This is a genomic window from Microcystis sp. 0824 (genome assembly GCF_003112475.1).
Taxonomy (GTDB): domain Bacteria; phylum Cyanobacteriota; class Cyanobacteriia; order Cyanobacteriales; family Microcystaceae; genus Microcystis; species Microcystis aeruginosa_C.
This window is the reverse complement of record NZ_BDSM01000043.1, coordinates 1-21167: the sequence shown is the minus strand read 5'-3', so window position 1 is coordinate 21167 and position 21167 is coordinate 1. Positions and strand designations below refer to the sequence as shown.

Sequence of the window (21167 nt, the reverse complement as noted above, 5' to 3'; positions counted from 1 at the left end):
GTGATCTTGGCAGCTTTTGGCCCTAGAGAGCATTTTCAGTGATCAGTGGGGGAAGTGGGAAGTGGGGAGTGGGGAGTGGGGAATTATGAATTATGAAGTGGGGAAGTGGGGAGTGGGGAATTATGAAGTGGGGAAGTGGTGAGTGAGGAAGTGGGGAGTGGGGAGTGGGGAGTGGGAAGTGGGGGAGAAACAATCCATAACTGGGTTTTTAAAGTTCGATTGGGAGTCAATCATACTATTAAAAACGGATTTGGTATTAGTAGCAAAATATAGATCGTAACTTTTGCCGACTAATGCTCAAATATATCTTTGTATTGCTGCAAATCTAGAGCGGTGAAGATGGGGATACAACTAAAGCATTTTTGGGCTAATTCCCATCTTTCTTCCCTTTGCAGCATCACAATTAATTTATCCCGCACTGACAGTAAATAGCGCACATCGTTAGCAGCATAACTCAGTTGTTGTGGGGTAAGATTAGCGGCATTTCCCCAATCAGAACTTTGAGCGGTTTTGTCTAATTCTATGCCTTCTAATTCCTGCACGAGACTTTTTAAACCGTGACTGCTGGTATAAGTCCGAGCCAGTTTACTGGCGATTTTAGTGCAGAAAATCGGTTTAGTGGCAATGCCAAAAGTTTGGGATAGTTGAGCCACATCAAAACGGGCGAAATGAAAGACTTTTTCTATCCGCTCATCTTCCATGACCTTTTTGAGATTAGGAGCCTCTGTTTGCCCCCTAAAAATGCGAATAGCGGTGACAAAACCACTGGGATCACAGAGTTGAATTAAACACAGTCGATCGCGCCCCGGGATTAATCCCATAGTTTCTGTATCTACAGCGATCAAATTAACCCCTAGATAACGCGATAATAGGTCATCGCTTAAATCTCTATCGCACACTTGAAAATTGTCTAAGTTCATATATTTAGGAGACAGGAGACAGGAGACAGGAGACAGGAGGGAAATTTGTAATGCTTTTGCCTATTGCACGAGTGCCTTTATTTCCCTGATAACTGATAACTGATAACTGATAACTGATAACTGAAAAGGCTGATAGTTAAAAACTGATAATTAAATTTAAATATCATCATGGTCATTTTGTCAACGCTTTTTAACAAAAAGTTGTGTAAAATAATATTCACCAGCATTATTTTTAGCGATACCGATACCAGTGAGATTATAATCACCAACCATATTTTTTTGATGACCGGGGCTATTAATCCAACCCTTGACGGCAACAGCAACGGGGTCAGGATATCCCTTCATAAAAGCCAAATTTTCGCCCATTTTTTCTAAAGGAATCTTCCTTTGTACTGCCTTGACTCTTCCCTCAAAACCATCATGACTAAAAGGAGCCTGTTTATTGGCCATTTTTTGACTAAATAAGCGAGCTTCATGACTAATGCGAGCATCGAGACGTAGGGGGGGTAAATTTTGAGAAATTCGGTAGCGATTAACTTGATAATTAGTGTTTTCTTCAAGGGTAATTAAAAAAGATTGATTCCCGATAGGATCGTAGCTAAGGGAATTAGTAGAAACGGGAGCGGATTGACGTTTTAGAAATATTTGAGTAAAGTACAATTTTCCTTGATTATCCGTCGCTACTCCAATCCCGGTACTATCAAAATCTCCCTCGATATTTTCTCGATGACCTTGACTTTTAATCCAACCATCCACCGCAATCATTACCGGGTCATCATAACCTTGATTAACTGCCAGATTTTCCCCTACTGCTTGATAGGGAACTGAAATACCAATAGTTTGCGCTCTTTTGTCAAAATCTTGATGACTAAAAGGAACTAAACCCGCAGCCATACGTTGGCTATGTAATCTTGCTTGTTGGGAAATTGTCCGATTTAACAGTAGGGGAGATAAATTGCGAGATTGACGATAGCGATTGACCTGTTGATAGATTTTATTCTCTAAAACAAGTAAAGTTGCCGCATCTAAAGGAGAGGCCGAAAAAGATGGTACGAGTTCCGTAAAAGAGCTATAGTTTAAGGCACTACAGGCCATTAAACTTGTCGATACAAGCATCAAAATTCCTAACTGATAACCCTTCTTAAAAGAACTGTTCATATTAAGCTAGTCTGGAACGGGAAATAGGTCAAAACGAATATCAAATTTAGATGCACCATAGCTTATCCCTCTCACTGATAACTGTTAACTGATAACTGCTCACTGTTAACCATTCATTGATAAATATTTAGCCACCGATTGCACATCTTTATCACCCCGTCCAGAGAAATTAATAACAATGCGAGGACTACCAGTTACTTGTGGGCAAAGAGCTTCTAAATAAGCTAAAGCGTGGGCAGTTTCTAGGGCCGGAATAATCCCCTCTAAACGGGAAACTCGTTGAAAAGCTTCTAGTGCTTCCTTGTCCGTCACACTGTAATATTCAGCGCGACCACTATCTTTTAAAAAGCTATGTTCTGGCCCGACTCCGGGATAATCTAACCCCGCACTAATGGAGTGAGCCTCGATAACTTGACCTTCGTTATCTTGTAATAAATAACTCATGGCCCCATGTAGAACCCCCGGTTGACCTTGGGTAAGGGTGGCGGCGTGTTTTCCAGAAGCGATACTTTCCCCGGCGGCCTCAACACCAATTAAACGCACGGCAGCTTCTTTAACAAACTCATGAAATAAACCCATAGCATTAGAACCACCCCCCACACAAGCGAGGAGAATATCCGGTGAACCGCCCCATTTTTCCAGACTTTGCTGACGGGTTTCTTGACCGATAATCGCGTGAAAATCGCGCACCATCATCGGATAGGGATGGGGACCGGCCACGGAACCAAGGATGTAGTGAGTGGTTTCCACATTAGTTACCCAGTCGCGAATCGCTTCCGAGGTGGCATCTTTCAGGGTTCCCGTCCCGGCGGCCACGGGTTGCACCGTCGCGCCAAGCAGTCTCATGCGGAAAACATTGAGTTCCTGGCGTTCCATGTCGTGAATTCCCATATAAATCACGCATTCTAGACCAAAACGAGCGCAAACCGTAGCGGTGGCCACGCCGTGCTGTCCTGCCCCGGTTTCGGCGATAATTCGCTTTTTACCCATGCGTTTGGCTAATAAAACCTGACCAAGGGCGTTATTAATCTTGTGGGCCCCGGTATGGTTTAAATCTTCCCGTTTTAGGTAAATTTGCGCCCCAGTGCCGTCAGCTTTGGCATAATGGGCGGTGAGACGTTCGGCAAAATATAAGGGACTAGGTCTACCGACGTAATCCTTGAGCAGTTGATTTAATTCTTCTTGAAAATCGGGGTCGTCTTTATACTGATTATAGGCCGTTTCTAGTTCACTTAGGGCAGGCATCAGGGTTTCCGGGACGTATTTGCCCCCGTAGCGTCCAAAACGCCCAAAAGCATCGGGATACTGGCTTGCTGTGCTGGCTGAGGCGGTATAAATCGGCGTGATAGTCATGTAAACCTTCGATGAGAGACTTATGATCCATTATAAATCTAAGGGTTTAGTCTCTGGGTTAACCTGAGTTCCGGGGCAATCATCACCTAACCTACTTAATAGTTAAAGGGTGAGCATTGCCCACCCTTTGACTGATTTTACATCCAAATACTCACATCAACTTTTAACACCTGTCCTAATAGTAATAACCATTTTAATTGAGTCATCGGCCAGGGACAGGCAGCATCTATTGAATTAGAGCGCAAACAATTAGGAACTAGACGCTCGTGGAAATAATTATAGTATAATTCCTGAGAGCGCTCGAGGGATAATCCTAGGTTTAATTGTTGGCTAACTTCAATTAAACGGGTGATTAAGCGAGTATCCTCCTCCGCCGTTAAAGGATCGCCATAGTGTAATAATTTCCAAAGAGATTGCCAGAGCAAACTTTCTAAGGTTTGACGCGCTTCGGGAATATTTAATTGACAGCGTAAATGATTGGCTTCCTTAGCAATAGCCAATAATTGATCGAGATTATTTTCCGTCGCTTGCCGCTGCTCAAAATCTTTTTCTAGGGTATTAATCACCTGTAAACAACGGTGAGAAATGGCAATATCGGCCGCTACCTGTAACTCTTGAGGTACGGGCAGCTCATCCCGTTGGAAAGCCGCTAAAATGCCGTAATTATCCCGATAAACTTGGGTGTATAATTGATCGAGACGTTTTTTAGTTTCGGCTGTCACCTTCTGCATGATACGGTGTCTTTCATCGGCAAAAAGATGGGGTAAAGCAAAAAAGTTTTCTCCCAATCCGCGCCCCATTTCTACGATCATGGTTGAGACACTGGCCTGTTGTAAAGATTCAAAGAGATGATCCTTAAGATTGGTATAGATTAAGCGACCGTTAAAAGGTTGAATGCAGCAGTAAAAATCCCAACCTCCTAAATGTAGAACAGCAAAAACAAAATGTTCACTTTCTTGGGTAATTTCCGAGGTTAATTCCACCTGTCCCACCGCTAAAGTTAAAGACCCAATCGCTTGTTTTTGATAATCTAATTGACGGGCATTGTAACAATAAATCCGATGATGACTGGGATAATTGGTAAATAGGGAACTAATAGCGTAATGGGCCGCCACCTGTTCTAAATCCACCCGCGCAGAAGTGACCAATTGTCGATAGACATCGGCCCCATCTTGATATAACTTAACGTTACTGGAAGCGAAAGCTAGACGACTGAGGAAATTCATTTCTAATTGAATTCCAGCCACTTCTCCGGCTAATTCCAGGGCCCGGCCCGCATATCTCAAAATTTGCGTGCCTTCAGGTCGAGAAATTTCCTCAAAAAACCAGCCACAACTGGTAAACATCAATAATGCCTGTCTTTGCATTTCTAATAAACGCAAAGCATCGATTTTCTCGCTTTTACTCAGGTTACGACTTTGATGCAAAGCGAGAAAATGTTCGATCGCGTCTGGGGAGCGATCTAAAATAACTGCAATGTAGTCATCCCTTGTCTGCCAAGGATCGCGGAAAAATTCCTGTCCTTGAATCTCATAGACCTTAATCAACTCATCTCTGAGCCAATTTAGGGACTCCCGCAGGGGTTTACGCCATTTTTGCTGGTAATTTCCCCCTCCCCCGCAACCACAGTCATCCTGCCAACGATTTACGCCATGGACACAACTCCATGCAGTCACGGGTTTTAATTCCACTTCCCAAGTGGGGGGGCAAATACTGAGATAATGGGCAAAATTGGTGACTGTCCAGCCGTTTTTAGGGAAAGATTCCGTAAAAGCATAGCTAAGACACTTCTCTGTCCCCTGTTTGTGGTGGCCGAAGGTTTCCCCATCGGTAGCGACGCTGATTAACTGGGAAGGACGATGATCCCCTTTAATTGCCTGTCCCAGACGACCGACGAGAAAATCACTGCTGGCTAGGACATCATTAAAGCCCATATCCCGAGAAATTGGACCATCGTAGAAGAAAATATCCAGATAACGACCATCGGGGATGTAACAGCGATAGGGACGGGTGGGATCGATTTGACCTCCGGCCACCGCGTGCCATTGGGGATGGGGATCATGGTCGCTAGGGAAAGGACGACAGCGCAGGGCCTGGGAAGGGGCTAAAATGGTGAATTTAATCCCTTCATCGATTAAAGCTGTCACTGTGGCTAAATCAATGGCTGTTTCCGCTAACCACATTCCTTCGGGATCACGGCCGAAACGATGCTGAAAATCGGCTTTTCCCCAGCGAATTTGGGTGTATTTGTCCTGTTTGTTGGCTAGGGGCAGAATGATGTGATTATAGACTTGGGCGATGGCGTTACCATGACCGTTTAAGCGTTGACAACTTTTTTGATCCGCTGTCAGGATGCGTTGGTAAACTTCGGGATCATGGGATTGCATCCATGACATGAGGGTGGCCCCGATGTTAAAGCTGAGATATTCGTAGTTATTAACTATTTTGATCACTTCCCCCCGGTCATTGTAAATACGCGCAAAAGCATTGGCACGATAACACTCGTGATGGATGCGTTCATTCCAATTGTGGAAGGGATGGGCACTCGGCTGCCGTTCAACTCTGTCTAGATAGGGATTTTCTCGGGGTGGTTGGTAAAAATGTCCGTGAACCGTGATATAAACTCCGTGAGCGGTTTTCAGGGGATCAACCCCCGTATCGGTATAGGAATAAAAGGTTGTAGAAGGATGTTCAACAAGATAAGTCATAGAAATGCCTAGAAAATCGTTTTTTTTTGAGCGAAAATAGCTGTAGAATGTAGCGACCTGATGTTTTAAAAGACTGAAAACCTGGCCGTTTTTCACGGCCTTGGGGTCACAATACCATGTTTTGTTTTCCTAGCAAAGCTAAGGTTAACAATTCGCAACTTCTCTATACACAGCCCTAAGTAATACTAAATTTTGTGACAAAATCTAGCTTTTTCGGGTAGGCTGTTGACTATCCAGGGCTGACTGACGATCCTTTGCAATCGGCGTTCTACCCTAGGAGAGATGCGATCGTTCCTTCTCTTGCCCAAAAAGCGATCGCCATGAACAAAAAATTGCTCCTCCCAAAAACGATCGCTGGAACAGTAGGACTTGCATTAGGGAACGCACCCTAGGACTGAGTTATACATTGTTTTTCTTTGTCAGTTAAATCAATATATTCAGTCTGTATTCTTTTATTCTTGATTAGTATTCTAAAATAAGGACATTTCCCATTTACTGATAAATCTTTATCATCATTCCCTTTCCTGAATTTAATTATTTCAAATTGGTCGGGATTGAATTTATGTAAAAATGTTATTGGTACACCCATAACCCCCTTGAAGTCTAAGGGAATGTCTTGGGTTTTATTTACATTAATTCCATCATAATTGTCATATTTTGGATATTCAGCTTCATTGCCAAAATATCTTTTTGTGAGAGCCATATCTTCGTGCCGCTTTGATGTGTCTAAGTTGGTTAACCATAAACAATTATTTGGAGAAACTATTCTATTTCCAGAATTGTCAATACGAGCCTCTGTTCCATAAAGTTCATATTGTTCGGGAACAATAAAACCAGAAATACCTCTACCAAGATTTATTCCTAACCACGCTTTGTTTTCTTTAATTAGTTTGAAAATTTCTTTATATGTTATTGCATTAATATTGCCAATTATTAAAAACTTTTTGTCATATTTAACTAATTGAGCTACATATTCTCTGAATAATGAAAATGGCGGATTAGTAACAACAATATCAGACTTTTTTAATAGTTCAATACTTTCAGGACTACGAAAATCTCCATCCCCATTAAAGTAAATAATGTCAGTGGAAATAGGTTTATTTTTTTCTCTATCTGTACCTGTATATTCAAAGAAAAAACCCTTTTCATCTTCTTCTGTATTAAATAAATCTCTGACTTGTTCTCGATAACAAGATGTTATTATTTTTTTTAGACCTAACTTTTTGAAGTTTGCAGCAAAATACTTAAAAAAGTTACTAATTCGGGGGTCATCGCAATTGCAATAAACTAATTTATTTTCAAAATGACTTTTATAATGTTGCAACTCACTTTCTATATCTGAAAGTTGTGTATAAAACTCGTCACTTTTTAGTTTTTTAGCATTTTGCAATAATTTATTTGTCGCATTTCTTACCATGTTCAACCTTTTTTGATTTAATAAATGTTTTGTTTTTAGTTATTTACTTTTGGTTATCTGATTAAATATTTCACTGCCTAATACTTGAAGAGAGGTTTTAGAAATTTTAAGCATAATATCAAACATTTTTTTGATATCCCATTTTTCTCCATTCCCTTGTGTGTATATAGAAGTTGCTTGAAGCATTATGGTTTTATCTTTATGTTTGACAAACTTATTCTTACACAAATTGGTATTAATTGGCATTCCATAATTTGCAGAAGTTAACCGATCTAATCTATTTAACGTTCCTGAATTATATTCGAGCGTTACAACCCTTCTATCGGGTGTTTTAATTGAAATATTTTCTGTTAAAAAATTTGAGCCTTCAAGAAATAAGACATAAGGAAAATGAGATTCAGATAACATCAAATTAGCGATTTCAGATATGTTTTTATGCGACCTTTCTATTGCATTACCAGCAGCCATCAAGTCTTGATTATTATTCTTACCTACCAGTTTACCGTTTTTGATATTTTCAATGTCTTTTCCTTGACGTTTAGCTTCCGATACTAAAACGATTCTCCAATTACCGTTATCGTCTTTTACTTCTATTATTCCACCATCAGGTCTAATACTTGAATCTGATACAAAAAGGGTTTGCCCTAATTCTGGGTCAACTTTCTTTAATGCTTCGTTTATTTCTTCTTTTTTTATACTTCTTTTGTATTGAAAAGATAATTGAGGAAACTCCTTTTTAAGTTGGTCAATAACAAGATGTGAAATTTCTCCAACTATTGTTTCGTGTGATTTTGCTTCAGCCCCAAATATACCAGCTACACCTTTAGACTCTTTATGTTGATTCGTTAATCTTTTCGATTGATTTTTTTTAGACATAATGTATCTTTTCCTTATTTAAACTTTCTGCTTTCTGCTACGGGTAATGTATGTATAACTACATATTATACAGAAACTTTCTGTATAACACTCTCCAGAGTAACGATAGGTGGAAACTTTCGACATATTCCCCCATTTTACTGCAATCGCCAGAACTTTTCCCCATATCATACCCAAGAGCTTATTAGCCAGATTAAACAACGTCTTTTAAGTGGATTCCTAACAACAAGCTCAAATAAAATAGACTTTTCGGGAAGTGTAGCACTAAGTCTTCAATCCACCGCACAATTACCTAATTTTCGGGGAAAAAGTGCCTAAATTTTGCCACCGTTCGCTTTCGTGGCCGGCACTTTTTGAGGACAAAAAAGCCTAAAAGTCTTATCCAACAAAGTTTTTAGCTCTATTCAGCCGACCCTATTTATTGGTGTACTTGCAAATGAAGGACATAATGACCTAAAATCAGGTTATCTGACCATAATTCGTACTCTAGACGCAAATATTCGGGGAAATTATTCCCCTCTAATTTGAGACTACGGGTATAGTTGCGGACGCGAAAAGCGTAACCCGGTTGAGAACTTTCGGCATTTAACCAGTAGCGACTGACACCAAAAACCCCTTGCTCCCAAAAATGACGATAGGCGAATCTTCCTTGGCCTTGCATGGTCATAACCACCCGATTGGCTGAAATTTCTAGCCAAATTAATTTATTTTGCTTATTTTCGGGTTTAAGTGTCTCTATTTCCGCGAGAGCGACTGGGGGTTGATTGAGGAGAAGATGAAACCGGTGGCGATCCTTTTGGTAGAGGGTAGCAGAAGTGTCTAAAGAGGAGAGGATGGGTAGATCTGTCGAGAGCAGACAGAGGGAAACGGGACGGCGGTGATGGGCAAGCATAGACTAGACTTAATGGTGTCCTTATCTCCACAATAGTGGATTCTCCGCCCACCGCTACCGGCACCAGAAATTTTTTTGAGAAAAAATCCAGAAAGCACTTGCATTATTGAGGGACTTATGATTATAATTATTAATTGTGAGTAACCTTCCTCGGTAGCTCAGTGGTAGAGCGGTCGGCTGTTAACCGATTGGTCGTAGGTTCGAATCCCACCCGGGGAGTTAAGCGAAAATAGAGGCGGCAATAGTTTCTTATTGCCGCTTTTTGCTCTGACTAGAGAATTTCGTTGATCGCATTTTCTGGACCGACTAGAGAAATGTAAGGATTTTGAAAATATTTACTGGCTACCGATCGCGCTTGTTCGGCAGTAATCTGATTAATAGAATCCAGGAAAGTGCGATCGAATTCAATCCCCAAACCTAAGCTTTCATACCAACCGTATAATTGAGCGATTTCGGCGTTAGTTTGTTTACCGAGAGCATATTGACCCAATAACTTATTTTTAGCTGACTGTAACTCCTCCTCACTCAAAGTTACTTGATATAACCTTTCTGCTTCCTGACGCAATCCCGACACTGCGATCGCTGTGTTTTGGGGTGCAGTTCCCATATAAATGACAAATTGGGAAGAATCGAGACGGGTGGGATAAAAAGCGGAAACATCGTAGGCTAATCCCCGTTTTTCTCGCAATTCCACGAATAGACGACTAGATAACCCATTCCCCAGATAGGTACTCAATAATTTTAAAACCGCATAATCATCCTCTTGCACAGAAGAGCCGGGGTATCCTAACATAACGATCGCCTGTTGACTAGCTTGGACGGTAGTTAAACAGGTGGGCTGAAAATCAAAAGCGGCGGGGGGTAAACTAGATAAAGGAAGATCGGGAATTGACCAACTGCCAAAAATTTCCGTCACTGCTTTTACTGCTTGCTCTAGGGTAATACGGCCGGAAAGACTAATGACCAAGTTATCGGGACGGAAAAAGCGACTATGATAGGCCAGCAGGTCATCCCGTTGCAATTGAGCAACCGTTGCCTCCGTACCCAATAAAGACATACCATAGGGATGATCGGGGTACATAGCGGCGCGTAATTGATTAAAAGCTACATTAAAAGGCTGTTCCAATTGAGAGCGAATGCTTTGACGGGTGAGATTTTTCTCTAATTCGATTTCTGGAGGCGGAAAACTGGGAAAACGAATAATTTCCGCTGCCAGACGCAATATATCTAGAAAATCCTTGGTAACGGTCTTTAAACTAACCAAAAAATAATCGGTCCCCGTGTCCGCACTTAAACCGGCCCCCGTGGACTCAATGCGATCAGCAATTTCTAGGGAAGATAACTTTTCTGTACCTTTGGTGAGCAGAACGGCTAAAAGACGAAATAAACCCGCTTTTTCGGGTTTTTCCCAACGAGTACCCGCATTTTTGAGGAAAATCCTCCCTGCAACCAACTCCACGGCCGTATTTTCCACCACTAAAAGGGTGATGCCATTTTCTAAGGTTAAGCGGTGAATGGGGGAAGCGGACATCTTTTATTCACAGGGGTGCATTATTGTAATAGCATATCGCTGCGGGGAGAGATACTGACGAGCCAGACGCTGTAGATCTGACGGTTGCAAACTTTGGATAACTTGGGGATAGATCGTGGCTAGGTCGGCAGCTCTCAGGGTTTGATAATATCCATAGAGTCCCGCTAATTGGCCCGGGGTTTCTGTGGAGAAAATATAATCGTTAGCTAATAACTGTTGAGTGCGGTGTAATTCTGCGGGGGTGACGGGATCATCGTGCAGACATTGGAGGTGTTCACAGATAATACCTTCAATTGTCTCGATTTGTGAGCTAGATAGCCAAGCGCCGATGGTAAAGAGACTGGAATCTCGTTGCAGGGAAAAATTACTGTTAATATCGAGGACGATTTGCGCTTCTTCCCGCAGCTGTCGCACTAACCGCGAACAGCGTCCCCCGGCAAGAATTACCGATAGCAAGTCTAATCCAAAGGCATCTTCTAGGCGATCGCATCCCGGTCCCATCCATCCCATCAAGAGGCGAGAATGTTCTAGGTGGGGTAAATATACTTGGGAACGACGAATTTCGATCAAGGGGGGTTCGGCAGCCACTAGATGGGTAGGGGATTCCGAGGGGACGGGAAATTCCCGAAAAGATTGCCGGATAATTTCTAAAGCTGCTTGGGGTTCGATTCCCCCGATAATCGCCACACACATATTTTCTGGTTGATAATAGGTGCGATGGAAACAGCGCATTTGATTGGGGGTTAATTGCTCTAAACGGGGTTGATCGCCTAGAATAGAGCGTCCGTAGGGATGGTTTTGATAGATACTTCCGCAGAGGGTTTGGTAGGCAATCCAATCGGGATCATCATAACAGGCCCGTAATTCTTCTAAAACTACATCTTTTTCCCGATAGAATTCCTCATCGTCAATCTCAGCATGGAGGAGAATTTCGGCCAGATGGGGTAAGGTATGTTCAATTTGATCCACACTGGTGGTGAGATAGAAGTGCGCGTAATCGTGACTGGTGGCAGCGTTGGTCATTCCGCCACAATTTTCGATTAAATAGTCAAAGAGTCCGGGGGGGAGTTTTTTCGTCCCCTTAAAGATCATGTGTTCGAGAAAATGGGCCATACCTAACCATGGGTCGGGTTCAGCGATCGCACCTGCTTTCACCCACACATCCACCACCACCACAGGAGTCACGGGTAAATACTGATGAATTACGGTTAAACCGTGATCTAATTGCCATACCTGAGCGGGAAAAGAACTCGTTTGACACTGCGCTATCGACTTGATCAATGTCCGTTAACCAGATTTTTTGTTAAATTCTATACATAGGTTATCTTATCTCTTGCCTGTTCAACCATTAAAAAACTTTTGTCATGATTTCTAGATAATTCCGCCAAATATCAGCTATCTTGAAGCCATCAGGAGTCAGGAGTCAGGAGACTCCGAGACAGGAGACAGGAGATAGGAGATAGGAGACAGGTTTTGGGGTTTTGAGGTTTTGGGATTTTAGTTTAATTTCCCCACACCCCACACCCCAATTCATAATTCATAATTCATAATTCATAATTCCCCCCCCCACACCCAAATTCATAATTCATAATTCATAATTCATAATTCCCCCCCACACCCCACACCCCAATTCATAATTCCTACTAACTAAATGACTGAGCAAGATACTGACTGGATAGGTTTGATGATTGGCAATTCTCGGCTACATTGGGGGTATTTTCGCGGTCAAACCCTGTTAACTTGTCTCGATACTCCCCACCTGACCGAACCCCTAAGTAATGAATTTTTGCAACAAATTTTCCCTAAACTCTTGACAAATAAATGTAACTGTGAATTGATTGTTGCCTCCGTGGTTCCTAGCCAAAGAGAATTATGGGCAAATTATGGCAATTTACGGATAATTACTTTAAAAGATATTCCTTTACTGGATTTATATGCAACATTCGGCATTGATCGAGCTTTAGCTGTATTGGGTGCGGGAAAAAAATACGGATTTCCCTGTTTAGTCATCGATGCGGGAACAGCTTTAACTTTTACGGGAGTGGATGGGGATAAAAAGCTAGTGGGGGGGGCAATTTTACCCGGTTTAAAGGTGCAATTAGCCAGTTTAAGGGAACGGACGGCAGCCTTACCAGAGGTGTCCTTATCGGAAAGATTACCGCAGATGTGGGCAAAAGAAACAGCAGAAGGGATAAGAAGTGGGATAATTTATACAATTTTGGCGGGAATAGAAAAATTCAGTCGGGAATGGTTAAATTTATATCCAGAGAGCAGGATAATTTTAACAGGGGGAGATGCGGACTTAATTAGGGATTACTGCCAAGAAAACGCCATTAAATCGCTCCTAGTGGATAAGACAATAATTTTTCAGGGAATTGCCGCAGTTATTAGAGGTAATCTCCTCCTGTTTATTTGACAAAGGCGAACCTATCTAGTAAAGTCGGGTAAAGCTTTCTCAACTTGGGAAATTTCTCAACAACTAGGCAAAAAATTCAGGATAAAGTTATGGCGATCGTTCTAGTAACTGGTTCTGCTGGTTTAATCGGATCCGAATCAGTGAGGTTTTTTTGTGACAAGGTTTATACCGTCGTTGGAATTGATAATAATATGCGTCAGGTATTTTTTGGCGAAGACGCTTCAACGGAGTGGAATCGAGCCAAATTATCCCAGGATTACGGGGATAAATACATTCACCACGCTGTAGATATTCGGGATCATGAAGCTATTGCAGCTATATTTAAAACCTATAGTCATGATATATCCTTAATTATCCACACGGCGGCGCAACCTTCCCACGATTGGGCAGCAAAGGATCCCTATATGGATTTTAGTGTCAATGCTAACGGAACTTTAGTTTTATTAGAAAATACTCGTCAACACTGTCCCCAAGCAGTATTTATTTTTTGTTCCACCAATAAAGTTTATGGGGATAGACCGAATGAATTGCCTTTAGTAGAAAAAGAATTACGTTGGGAAATCTCGGAAAATCATCCTTATTTTGCTCAAGGTATTGACGAGTTGATGAGTATTGATGCTTGTAAACATTCTTTGTTTGGTGCCTCGAAAGTGGCGGCGGATGTATTAGTACAGGAATACGGTCGTTATTTTGAGATGAAAACTGCCTCTTTTCGCGGCGGTTGTTTAACCGGTCCAAGTCATTCGGGAACCCAATTACACGGGTTTTTATCCTACTTAATGAAATGTACGATGATTGGCAAAGAATACAGTATTTATGGGTATAAGGGTAAGCAGGTACGCGATAATATTCATAGTTACGATCTCGTCAATGCTTTCTATCATTTTTATCAGACTCCGCGAGTGGCAGAAGTTTATAATATCGGTGGTAGTCGCTTTAGTAATTGTTCCATGTTAGAAGCTATTCAAGAATGTGAAGCGATTGCGGAGAAAAAGTTAAACTGGCAGTATGTGGAGACTAATCGCATTGGTGATCATATCTGGTGGATTTCTGATGTGAGTAAGTTTAAAAATCATTATCCTGATTGGCAGTTAACCTACACAGTAACGGATATTCTCAAAGAGATTTTTAGTCAAAACGTTAGCCGTTGGACTTAGAGTAAATCAATAATTCTTCTCGTCAACTTTTATTTGCTAATTTTCCTTCGTTACAAAAGTAATTTTTAGCCAAATATACTGCTAGTAATTAAGGGAATCTGTCAATTAGTTAACCAGAGGACATTAGTGATGTTATTAATAGCAATATTGACATCAAAAAACTAAACCAGATCATGTTTTAAGATACTATTATGTTAACTAAAATCTACAACAATAAAATTTTCCGATTTCTCATTGCTGGGGGAATTGCATTTTTAATCAATTTATTCTTAATTTATTGGTTCATTGACGACTTGGGATTTAATACCCCATTTCTGAAAAATGTTGCTAATCTTATTTCGATAGAAATATCTTTAATTGCCAGTTTCTTTATCTATAGAATCTGGGTGTGGACTGGGGGAGATTGGACAATTAGAGATGTGATTTTGATACAACTTCCTCTCTATCATCTCTCGGCAGGTTTAGCAGTTTTACTGCGAGTTTTCTTAATATTTCCCTTCTTGAACTGGTTAGGAATTAGCCCTGGAGTTAACACAATGATTGGGGTTTTAGTGGGTGCTAGTATTAATTATGTCGCCAGTGATAGCCTAATTTTTAAACCCAAGAATAAGACTAATGAGACAGAAATGTACTATCCCGAAGGATTAGCACCAGCTTTCGAGATGGACGGTTACTCTCACCCACGTCAATCAAGGGATAACTATGCAGTAAAAACCTTATCAATAGTTATTCCTGCTTACAACGAAGAAGATTGCATCGAAAGCACTGCTCACTTAATATCCGAACGTTTAGAAGGGGATAAAATTGATTATGAAATCCTAGTGGTTAATGATAATAGCAAAGATAACACCGAAGCAGTTCTGCAAAAAATCAACCAAGAAAATCCCCGGATTCGCTACATCAATAACTATTATCCCAATGGTTTTGGTTTTGCGGTACGCTGTGGATTAGAAAATTTTAGCGGTGATGCAGTGGCAGTAGTAATGGCAGATAATTCTGACTCTCCCGATAATATAGTGGACTATTATTATCAACTCCAAGAAGGCTACGATTGCGTTTTTGGTTCCCGTTTTATCAAAGGAGGAAAAGTTATTGATTATCCCATACACAAGTTATTCATTAATCGTTTGGCTAATCTATTTATTCAGGTTTTATTTGGGATAAAATTTAATGATACCACTAACGCCTTTAAAATCTATCGTAAGGAGGTTATCGAAGGAATCTCACCTCTACTATCTCACCATTTTAACTTAACAGTAGAGATGCCCTTAAAAGCGATCGTGCGAGGATATTCCTACAGGACGATTCCAATCACTTGGCGCAATCGTACCACGGGGATTTCCAAGTTAAAACTCAAGGAAATGGGTAGTCGTTATTTATTTATAGTTCTCTCTATCTGGTTAGAAAAACACCTTTCTCGAGGCGACTATAAGCGCAAACAGAAAAAGAATCAAGTGGGTTGATAATTATCATCTATTGGAGTATTTTTGATGACTAGGCAAGTGTTAATTACGGGCGGTGCGGGTTTTGTGGGCAGTTCTTTAGGTTTAGGATTAGCCCAACTTTATCCTGATTGGAAAATTATCGCCTTAGATAACTTAAAACGTCGCGGTTCTGAATTAAATATTCCCCGTCTCAAACAAGCAGGAATTGAATTTGTTCATGGAGATGTCAGAAATGCGGAAGACTTAGAAGCATCCGCTTTGCCAGTGGATTTAATCCTAGAATGTTCAGCAGAACCTTCCGTTTTAGCTGGTTATACTTCCCCGGGCTATGTTTTGCAAACCAACTTAATTGGAACGATTAACTGTTTAGAATTAGCTAGACAAACCCAAGCAGATTTTATTTTTCTCTCCACCAGCAGAGTTTATCCCATCGCCTATCTTAATCAATTAAACTATACAGAAACAGATACTCGTTTTCAGTTATCTGAACAGCAAAATTTACCCGGGGTTTCTGCTTTTGGTATTGCGGAACAATTTCCCTTGGATTTGCCTCGTTCTCTCTACGGTTCCACTAAGTTAGCATCGGAATTGATTATTAATGAATATGGGGATGCCTACGGATTAAGAACTTTAATTAATCGCTGTGGAGTTTTAACTGGTCCTTGGCAAATGGGAAAAGTTGATCAGGGAGTTTTTGCCCTTTGGGTAGCTAATCATTACTTTCAGAAGTCCTTAAAATACATCGGTTATGGTGGTACGGGGAAACAGGTTAGAGATTTTCTTCATGTAGCTGATTTACTCGATTTAATCGATATTCAGATTGCTAATTTAGAACAATTCAAAGGGCAGACTTTTAATGTGGGGGGTGGGCAAAATTTTTCCTTGTCCCTTTATGAAACCACAAAACTATGTCAAGAAATCACGGGCAATAGTATAATGATTGAGGCAATTACCGAAAATCGCACCGGAGATATGCCAATTTTTATCACTGATTCCCGCAAAATCAGTTCTATAACTGGATGGCAACCCCAGCGAGACGGTAGAAAATTAATCCAAGATATTTTTGATTGGATTCACACCCACGAAAAGGAATTAAAAGGTATTTTTTAACTCAACAATTATGCAGAAAAAATCTCTCAAATCACCTGTATTCGTCAAGGTAATACTAATTATCATTACCGCCTACTTTTTTCTGGCAAATTTGCCTATTATTGATTGGTTAGAAATTGGTTTAGATTATTCTTGGGCTTTTGCTATTAGTGATGCTGCCCATAAACAGTTAATTTTTGGACAAGATATTATCTTCACCTATGGACCCCTAGGCTATCTGATTCATGGCACATCTTTAAATCACAACTTTTCCCAAATTATCTATTTTCGCTGGTTGATACACCTTTGTGTATTAGCGGTGGTTATTCTCAGATTATTATTTATTAAGGACTATAGCAATCAAATAGTTTTTGTGCTGTCAATTATTTTTGCTACCCTAGTAGGAAATCCCTACAACAGTATCGGCTTTACTGTTGATTATCAGATGACATTTATCCTCCTGATACTCATGTCTTTTGATAACTTTTTTCAAAAGTACATCAATTATTTGGCTATAGCTATTGGCATGATCACTGGTTTCTCTATACTCACCAAACTAACTTTAGGAATTTATCTAGCAGGAAGCCTGTTTATCTACATATTTGTTAATATTTTTCGGGGATATTTTCAAAAGTCACCATCGATAGTTATAAAAAATGTTCTCGCTGGTATCAACTTAACTTTAACCATTCCTTCCATTGCCTTTATTTTTCTCTATCCAGCCTCTTATAACCGAGCCTTCATTCACATTATAGTTAATCTTTGCATTGCTGGAGGAGTGGCTTTAACTCTCTGGTTTATCGTCAGGTCTGCCCGCCTATCGGCACCCCCCTTATTAAGAGAGGCAAGGGGTATCAAAGGCAGCATTTATCTTCTATTTAATCAGAATCACTTACTTAACTTGTTACCTTTGTTAGTATTTTATGGGCTTTATGGGTTACTTCTCCTCCAAACAATTAATCTAGATAATTTTCCCTCTCTTATGGGATATTTGAGCAATTCTTGGCAAATTTCTTCTGGTTATTCCAGTGGGATGAGTATTGTAGGAAATTACCATCATTTACTCATTGCCTTGCTCTGCTTTGCCTTAAGTTTGCTTTTAATGTCTCTGGCAATTATAGACCAAAAAATTAGTCTAGCCATTGCCTATATTTTTCCTATATTTTTATCATTTAAGCATGGATTTGTTAGACAAGATGCTCACGTTGTTGTTTTTACACTTGTGGTTATTTTATTAGCTTCTCTCTATACAACAATTATTAAAAACTCTCGGTTTAAGAAAATTGCCTATTGTGCTTGGGGAATAATTCTTTTGGGATGTATTATTATCACCTATAGTCCTAATTGGACTATATTGGAAAATGCTCGCCAGTGGAGTAATTTCAGTCCCGATAGGGTGGCTAATAATATTGGGGTTGTCATTTCCTCTATGCTTAATCCCAGAGAATTAGAAATGCGAGGTGAAAGGAGTACAACTCAAAATTTACAAGTCATTGCTACCGCTACCAAAATACCCGATTCTGTGCTGGAAAAAGTGCAAGGCAAAACTATTGATATAATTCCCTGGGAATTTTCACTTATTCCGGGCAATCAGCTTAATTGGAAACCGCGGCCGATTATTCAATCCTATTCTGCTTATACGGAAAAACTGGATGAACTAAATTATCAAAGCTTATCTAAATCTCCCAGAGATTATCTGATTTATCACTTTCAATCTATTGATGGCAGACATCCTTTTTTTGATGAACCGAAAGCCTTTTCCTATGTGGTTTGTAATTATCAACTTGACTCGGTAAATTCCCCCTTCCAAATCCCCGCAATCACAACCAACTTTTATCTTCTAGAAAGACAAAAAGTCAGTCGTTGCAGTCCAAAACCTTTAGGAGAGACCACTAATATTACTTGGGATCAAGTCTATGAATTACCTACTCGTAATAGTGGGATTACTCGTGTTCAAGTTAAATTTGAATATTCTTGGTTGGGTAAAATAATCAAAAAAATATTTAGAATCCCTCCCGTGATAATTAACGTTAATTATCTCGATGGAACTCAAGCCAATTTTCGCTTTGTTCAAGATAATTCAGCTAATGGAGTTATCCTTAGTCATTTACCGAGAAATGATCAGGAATTAATGGCATTTTTTCAAGGAAAATTACCACCACAAGTCAAATCTTTTAGCTTTTCTGTCAGTAATCCTCTGCTATTCTCCCCAGAAATAAAAGTAACGCCTTTTTGGGAAGTTGAGACTGGTTCATAATCTTTCTTGAACCTTGAAAAGCGGTTAATATCTCTGGAAAATGGAGAATAGGGAACTCGAATCCCTGACCTCTGCGGTGCGATCGCAGCGCTCTACCAACTGAGCTAATTCCCCATATATAGACCATAATAGCATTTTTGAGCAGAAAATCCTAGGAACTGGCAAGGGATCGAGGCGCAAAAAATCGAGCGGCTTGCCTCTAGAAAACTTTAAAATAGAAAAAGTAATCTTGAGGATGATAACCAATGGCGATACTACGCTTAGAGAATGGGACAACCTATACCCAGTTAGCCGACATTAGTCTGGAATTGGCTAAATTAAATGTTACTTTAAACTATTGGCCGATCGAAAACGAAGCCACTCGTCAGCTACTTAAACAAGCTTCTCTGACTGACGAAGAAAAAGAAATAGTTTTAACCAGCTTAGACGGTTATTTTGAGCAACTTAAACAAGAAGCGGGTTATCAAGCTAGAGATTTAATCGTTTTACACCCTGAAATTGCCAATCTCGACACTTTACTGGCAAAGTTCGAGCGCTGTCACACCCACGCTGACGATGAGGTGCGTTATATCATTGATGGGGAAGGGGTTTTTGGCTTTGTCTTTCCCGATGGTTCTCAGGGGGAATTAACTATTCAACCTCAAGAATACATCAATGTTCCCGCCCATAGCGAACACTGGTTTCACCTCACTGCCAGTAAACGAGTTAAAGCAGTGCGTTACTTCACCACTACCGCCGGATGGGTTCCCGAATACACGGAAACCGTTATTCGTTTTCCTAGTTTAACAGTCGTGTAGCTCTTGGTTTTAGGCGATCGCTTTCCCAATAAGACAGATAAGTTTTGCGGGGATGGCAACGCCGGCAGCCACAATCTGTTAAGCGGCAAATTTGTCCTGTGGAAAATCTCCCGTCTAGTGCCTAGCTTGACGGGAGATTTTCTCAATTCGGGGGATTGGCGTGATAGATTTAGTCTAAGCCGAATTGATTGCCCCGTTTGTACTGTAAATAGGCGGCAACGAACAAACCCGCTAGGGTAATGGGAATTAAGCCTAGGACAATCCCTAGCACTAAAGGTTCAATCACGTCTGTACTCCTTGGATTAGCAATTTTTCACCCGTATTTTATCCTAGCAGGGGTCGCCCGCGAAAGATAGGGCGGACAGGGGGGAGATGATGCGATCGCACACACTTCGTTAATATCACCTCCCCGGCAAAAATCAAAAATCCCCCCTTATGGGTGTAGGGTGTTTTGACATTTTCTGCCAAGATAGCGGCCGCGTAATTAGGGGTCGAGAAGGTCGTCACCGACCTCCCCTCCCATTCAGAACCGTGCATGAGACTTTCACCTCACACGGCTCCTAGTTTGACTGTTCCCTTGTTAAGGATACAGCTTGACTTCTTTTGGTTTGCCTTGTATTATCTGGTTTGACTTCCTTAGATGTCAATTCGGGTGATTTAAGGCTTCCATCAGATGCCGATTTATCATCGTGGCAGTGGCGGTGTAGTAATTGAAGGTTCTTATATTCATCCTTTCCGCCTAGGCTTAGAGGGTGAATGTGGTCAACTTCAATTAAATCCGATGGGGTGAAATACTGCCCACATCGGCTACACTTGCCTTGTTGCTTCTTGAGTAGTTTAGCTACTCTTGTCGGTGTGTCGATTGCTTGTCCTCGTCTGGTCGCCCAGTAAGTCCAATTTCCGTCAAATGGTGAAGAGTCGGGGCGTACTAGGGTATGTCTGACTATTGGTGTCCAGTTATGTTTCCATAAGTGAAGACCATCTTTGGTTTTAAATAGCCAAGATTCTTGTCTTTCTTTCCCATTGCTGAGTTTAACTGTACCCGGTCTGAAATAGTTTCTCAGCTTTTTGTAGCTCGCTTTACCGCATCTTGTTACTGTCCATGCCCTTAACATTAACCAGATTGTGTAGTCTAGTTTATTGAAGGTATC

At 40.8% G+C, this 21167-nt stretch carries 17 protein-coding genes, 2 tRNA genes and 1 pseudogene; 7 read left to right on the top strand and 13 right to left on the bottom strand.

All coding sequences use genetic code 11. From position 1 onward, the window contains the following. Nucleotides 1-290: 290 nt before the first annotated feature. The 7 genes from N0824_RS13790 to N0824_RS13755 all read right to left on the bottom strand — a co-directional run bounded on the left by N0824_RS13790 (nt 291) and on the right by N0824_RS13755 (nt 9324). Nucleotides 291-920 carry a ribonuclease H-like domain-containing protein gene (locus N0824_RS13790; RefSeq protein ID WP_108937166.1) on the bottom strand — a complete coding sequence of 210 codons (630 nt, stop codon included), beginning with the start codon at nt 918-920 and terminating at the stop codon, nt 291-293. A 180-nt stretch (nt 921-1100) separates the two neighbouring features. Beyond that, entirely contained in the window at nt 1101-2078 is a 978-nt protein-coding gene (locus tag N0824_RS13785) for a CAP domain-containing protein (RefSeq protein WP_108937165.1), read from the bottom strand. 105 nt (nt 2079-2183) lie between these two features. Then, entirely contained in the window at nt 2184-3431 is a 1248-nt protein-coding gene (gene trpB / locus N0824_RS13780; protein ID WP_108937164.1) for a tryptophan synthase subunit beta, read from the bottom strand. 137 nt (nt 3432-3568) lie between these two features. Beyond that, nucleotides 3569-6139 carry a DUF3536 domain-containing protein gene (locus tag N0824_RS13775; RefSeq protein WP_108937167.1) on the bottom strand — a complete coding sequence of 857 codons (2571 nt, stop codon included), beginning with the start codon at nt 6137-6139 and terminating at the stop codon, nt 3569-3571. 388 nt (nt 6140-6527) lie between these two features. After that, entirely contained in the window at nt 6528-7556 is a 1029-nt protein-coding gene (locus N0824_RS13770) for an adenine-specific methyltransferase EcoRI family protein (RefSeq protein ID WP_108937163.1), read from the bottom strand. Between the two features lie 39 nt (nt 7557-7595). After that, entirely contained in the window at nt 7596-8432 is an 837-nt protein-coding gene (locus tag N0824_RS13765) for an EcoRI family type II restriction endonuclease (RefSeq protein ID WP_108937162.1), read from the bottom strand. A gap of 418 nt (nt 8433-8850) precedes the next feature. Further along, nucleotides 8851-9324 carry a hypothetical protein gene (locus N0824_RS13755; protein WP_108937160.1) on the bottom strand — a complete coding sequence of 158 codons (474 nt, stop codon included), beginning with the start codon at nt 9322-9324 and terminating at the stop codon, nt 8851-8853. 147 nt (nt 9325-9471) lie between these two features. Here N0824_RS13755 and N0824_RS13750 point away from each other — a divergent pair. Then, a tRNA-Asn gene (locus tag N0824_RS13750) sits at nt 9472-9543 on the top strand. A 52-nt stretch (nt 9544-9595) separates the two neighbouring features. Here the strand turns inward: N0824_RS13750 and N0824_RS13745 are convergent. Both N0824_RS13745 and N0824_RS13740 read right to left on the bottom strand, forming a co-directional pair. Then, on the bottom strand, nt 9596-10855 hold the full coding sequence (locus tag N0824_RS13745) for a pitrilysin family protein (protein WP_108937159.1): 1260 nt from the start codon (nt 10853-10855) through the stop codon (nt 9596-9598). A 3-nt stretch (nt 10856-10858) separates the two neighbouring features. Further along, nucleotides 10859-12136 carry a pitrilysin family protein gene (locus N0824_RS13740; protein WP_108937158.1) on the bottom strand — a complete coding sequence of 426 codons (1278 nt, stop codon included), beginning with the start codon at nt 12134-12136 and terminating at the stop codon, nt 10859-10861. Between the two features lie 370 nt (nt 12137-12506). Between N0824_RS13740 and N0824_RS13735 the strand changes: the two are divergent. The 5 genes and pseudogenes from N0824_RS13735 to N0824_RS13715 all read left to right on the top strand — a co-directional run bounded on the left by N0824_RS13735 (nt 12507) and on the right by N0824_RS13715 (nt 19219). Next, nucleotides 12507-13290, top strand: a pseudogene (locus tag N0824_RS13735) (pantothenate kinase). Between the two features lie 70 nt (nt 13291-13360). Next, a complete protein-coding gene (locus N0824_RS13730; protein WP_108937156.1) occupies nt 13361-14428 on the top strand; it encodes an NAD-dependent epimerase/dehydratase family protein in 1068 nt (355 codons plus the stop codon). A 191-nt stretch (nt 14429-14619) separates the two neighbouring features. Further along, nucleotides 14620-15891, top strand: coding sequence for a glycosyltransferase (locus N0824_RS13725; RefSeq protein WP_108937155.1), 1272 nt, complete (start codon nt 14620-14622; stop codon nt 15889-15891). Nucleotides 15892-15918: 27 nt separating this feature from the next. Beyond that, nucleotides 15919-16983 carry an NAD-dependent epimerase/dehydratase family protein gene (locus N0824_RS13720; RefSeq protein ID WP_108937154.1) on the top strand — a complete coding sequence of 355 codons (1065 nt, stop codon included), beginning with the start codon at nt 15919-15921 and terminating at the stop codon, nt 16981-16983. A gap of 10 nt (nt 16984-16993) precedes the next feature. After that, nucleotides 16994-19219, top strand: coding sequence for a hypothetical protein (locus N0824_RS13715; protein ID WP_108937153.1), 2226 nt, complete (start codon nt 16994-16996; stop codon nt 19217-19219). Nucleotides 19220-19260: 41 nt separating this feature from the next. Here N0824_RS13715 and N0824_RS13710 read toward each other — a convergent pair. Further along, nucleotides 19261-19333 (bottom strand) — tRNA-Ala (locus tag N0824_RS13710). Nucleotides 19334-19464: 131 nt separating this feature from the next. Here N0824_RS13710 and N0824_RS13705 point away from each other — a divergent pair. Further along, nucleotides 19465-20016: an acireductone dioxygenase gene (locus N0824_RS13705; protein ID WP_108937152.1), complete on the top strand. Its 552-nt coding sequence runs from the start codon at nt 19465-19467 to the stop codon at nt 20014-20016. Between the two features lie 169 nt (nt 20017-20185). Here the strand turns inward: N0824_RS13705 and petG are convergent, their stop codons facing one another. The 3 genes from petG to N0824_RS13690 all read right to left on the bottom strand — a co-directional run. After that, nucleotides 20186-20302: a cytochrome b6-f complex subunit V gene (gene petG / locus N0824_RS13700; RefSeq protein WP_002738052.1), complete on the bottom strand. Its 117-nt coding sequence runs from the start codon at nt 20300-20302 to the stop codon at nt 20186-20188. Between the two features lie 38 nt (nt 20303-20340). Then, nucleotides 20341-20523: a hypothetical protein gene (locus N0824_RS13695; protein ID WP_146184289.1), complete on the bottom strand. Its 183-nt coding sequence runs from the start codon at nt 20521-20523 to the stop codon at nt 20341-20343. 53 nt (nt 20524-20576) lie between these two features. Further along, nucleotides 20577-21167 (bottom strand): HNH endonuclease (locus tag N0824_RS13690; RefSeq protein ID WP_146184288.1); only part of this gene is annotated, 591 nt, incomplete at its 5' end.

Coding starts and splice junctions, on each gene's coding strand:
- trpB (WP_108937164.1), bottom strand. CDS start 3,431: ATGACTATCACGCCGATTTATACCGCCTCAGCCAGCACAGCAAGCCAG.
- N0824_RS13715 (WP_108937153.1), top strand. CDS start 16,994: ATGCAGAAAAAATCTCTCAAATCACCTGTATTCGTCAAGGTAATACTA.
- N0824_RS13745 (WP_108937159.1), bottom strand. CDS start 10,855: ATGTCCGCTTCCCCCATTCACCGCTTAACCTTAGAAAATGGCATCACC.
- N0824_RS13775 (WP_108937167.1), bottom strand. CDS start 6,139: ATGACTTATCTTGTTGAACATCCTTCTACAACCTTTTATTCCTATACC.
- N0824_RS13765 (WP_108937162.1), bottom strand. CDS start 8,432: ATGTCTAAAAAAAATCAATCGAAAAGATTAACGAATCAACATAAAGAG.
- N0824_RS13720 (WP_108937154.1), top strand. CDS start 15,919: ATGACTAGGCAAGTGTTAATTACGGGCGGTGCGGGTTTTGTGGGCAGT.
- N0824_RS13755 (WP_108937160.1), bottom strand. CDS start 9,324: ATGCTTGCCCATCACCGCCGTCCCGTTTCCCTCTGTCTGCTCTCGACA.
- N0824_RS13790 (WP_108937166.1), bottom strand. CDS start 920: ATGAACTTAGACAATTTTCAAGTGTGCGATAGAGATTTAAGCGATGAC.
- N0824_RS13785 (WP_108937165.1), bottom strand. CDS start 2,078: ATGAACAGTTCTTTTAAGAAGGGTTATCAGTTAGGAATTTTGATGCTT.
- N0824_RS13725 (WP_108937155.1), top strand. CDS start 14,620: ATGTTAACTAAAATCTACAACAATAAAATTTTCCGATTTCTCATTGCT.
- N0824_RS13705 (WP_108937152.1), top strand. CDS start 19,465: ATGGCGATACTACGCTTAGAGAATGGGACAACCTATACCCAGTTAGCC.
- N0824_RS13770 (WP_108937163.1), bottom strand. CDS start 7,556: ATGGTAAGAAATGCGACAAATAAATTATTGCAAAATGCTAAAAAACTA.
- N0824_RS13730 (WP_108937156.1), top strand. CDS start 13,361: ATGGCGATCGTTCTAGTAACTGGTTCTGCTGGTTTAATCGGATCCGAA.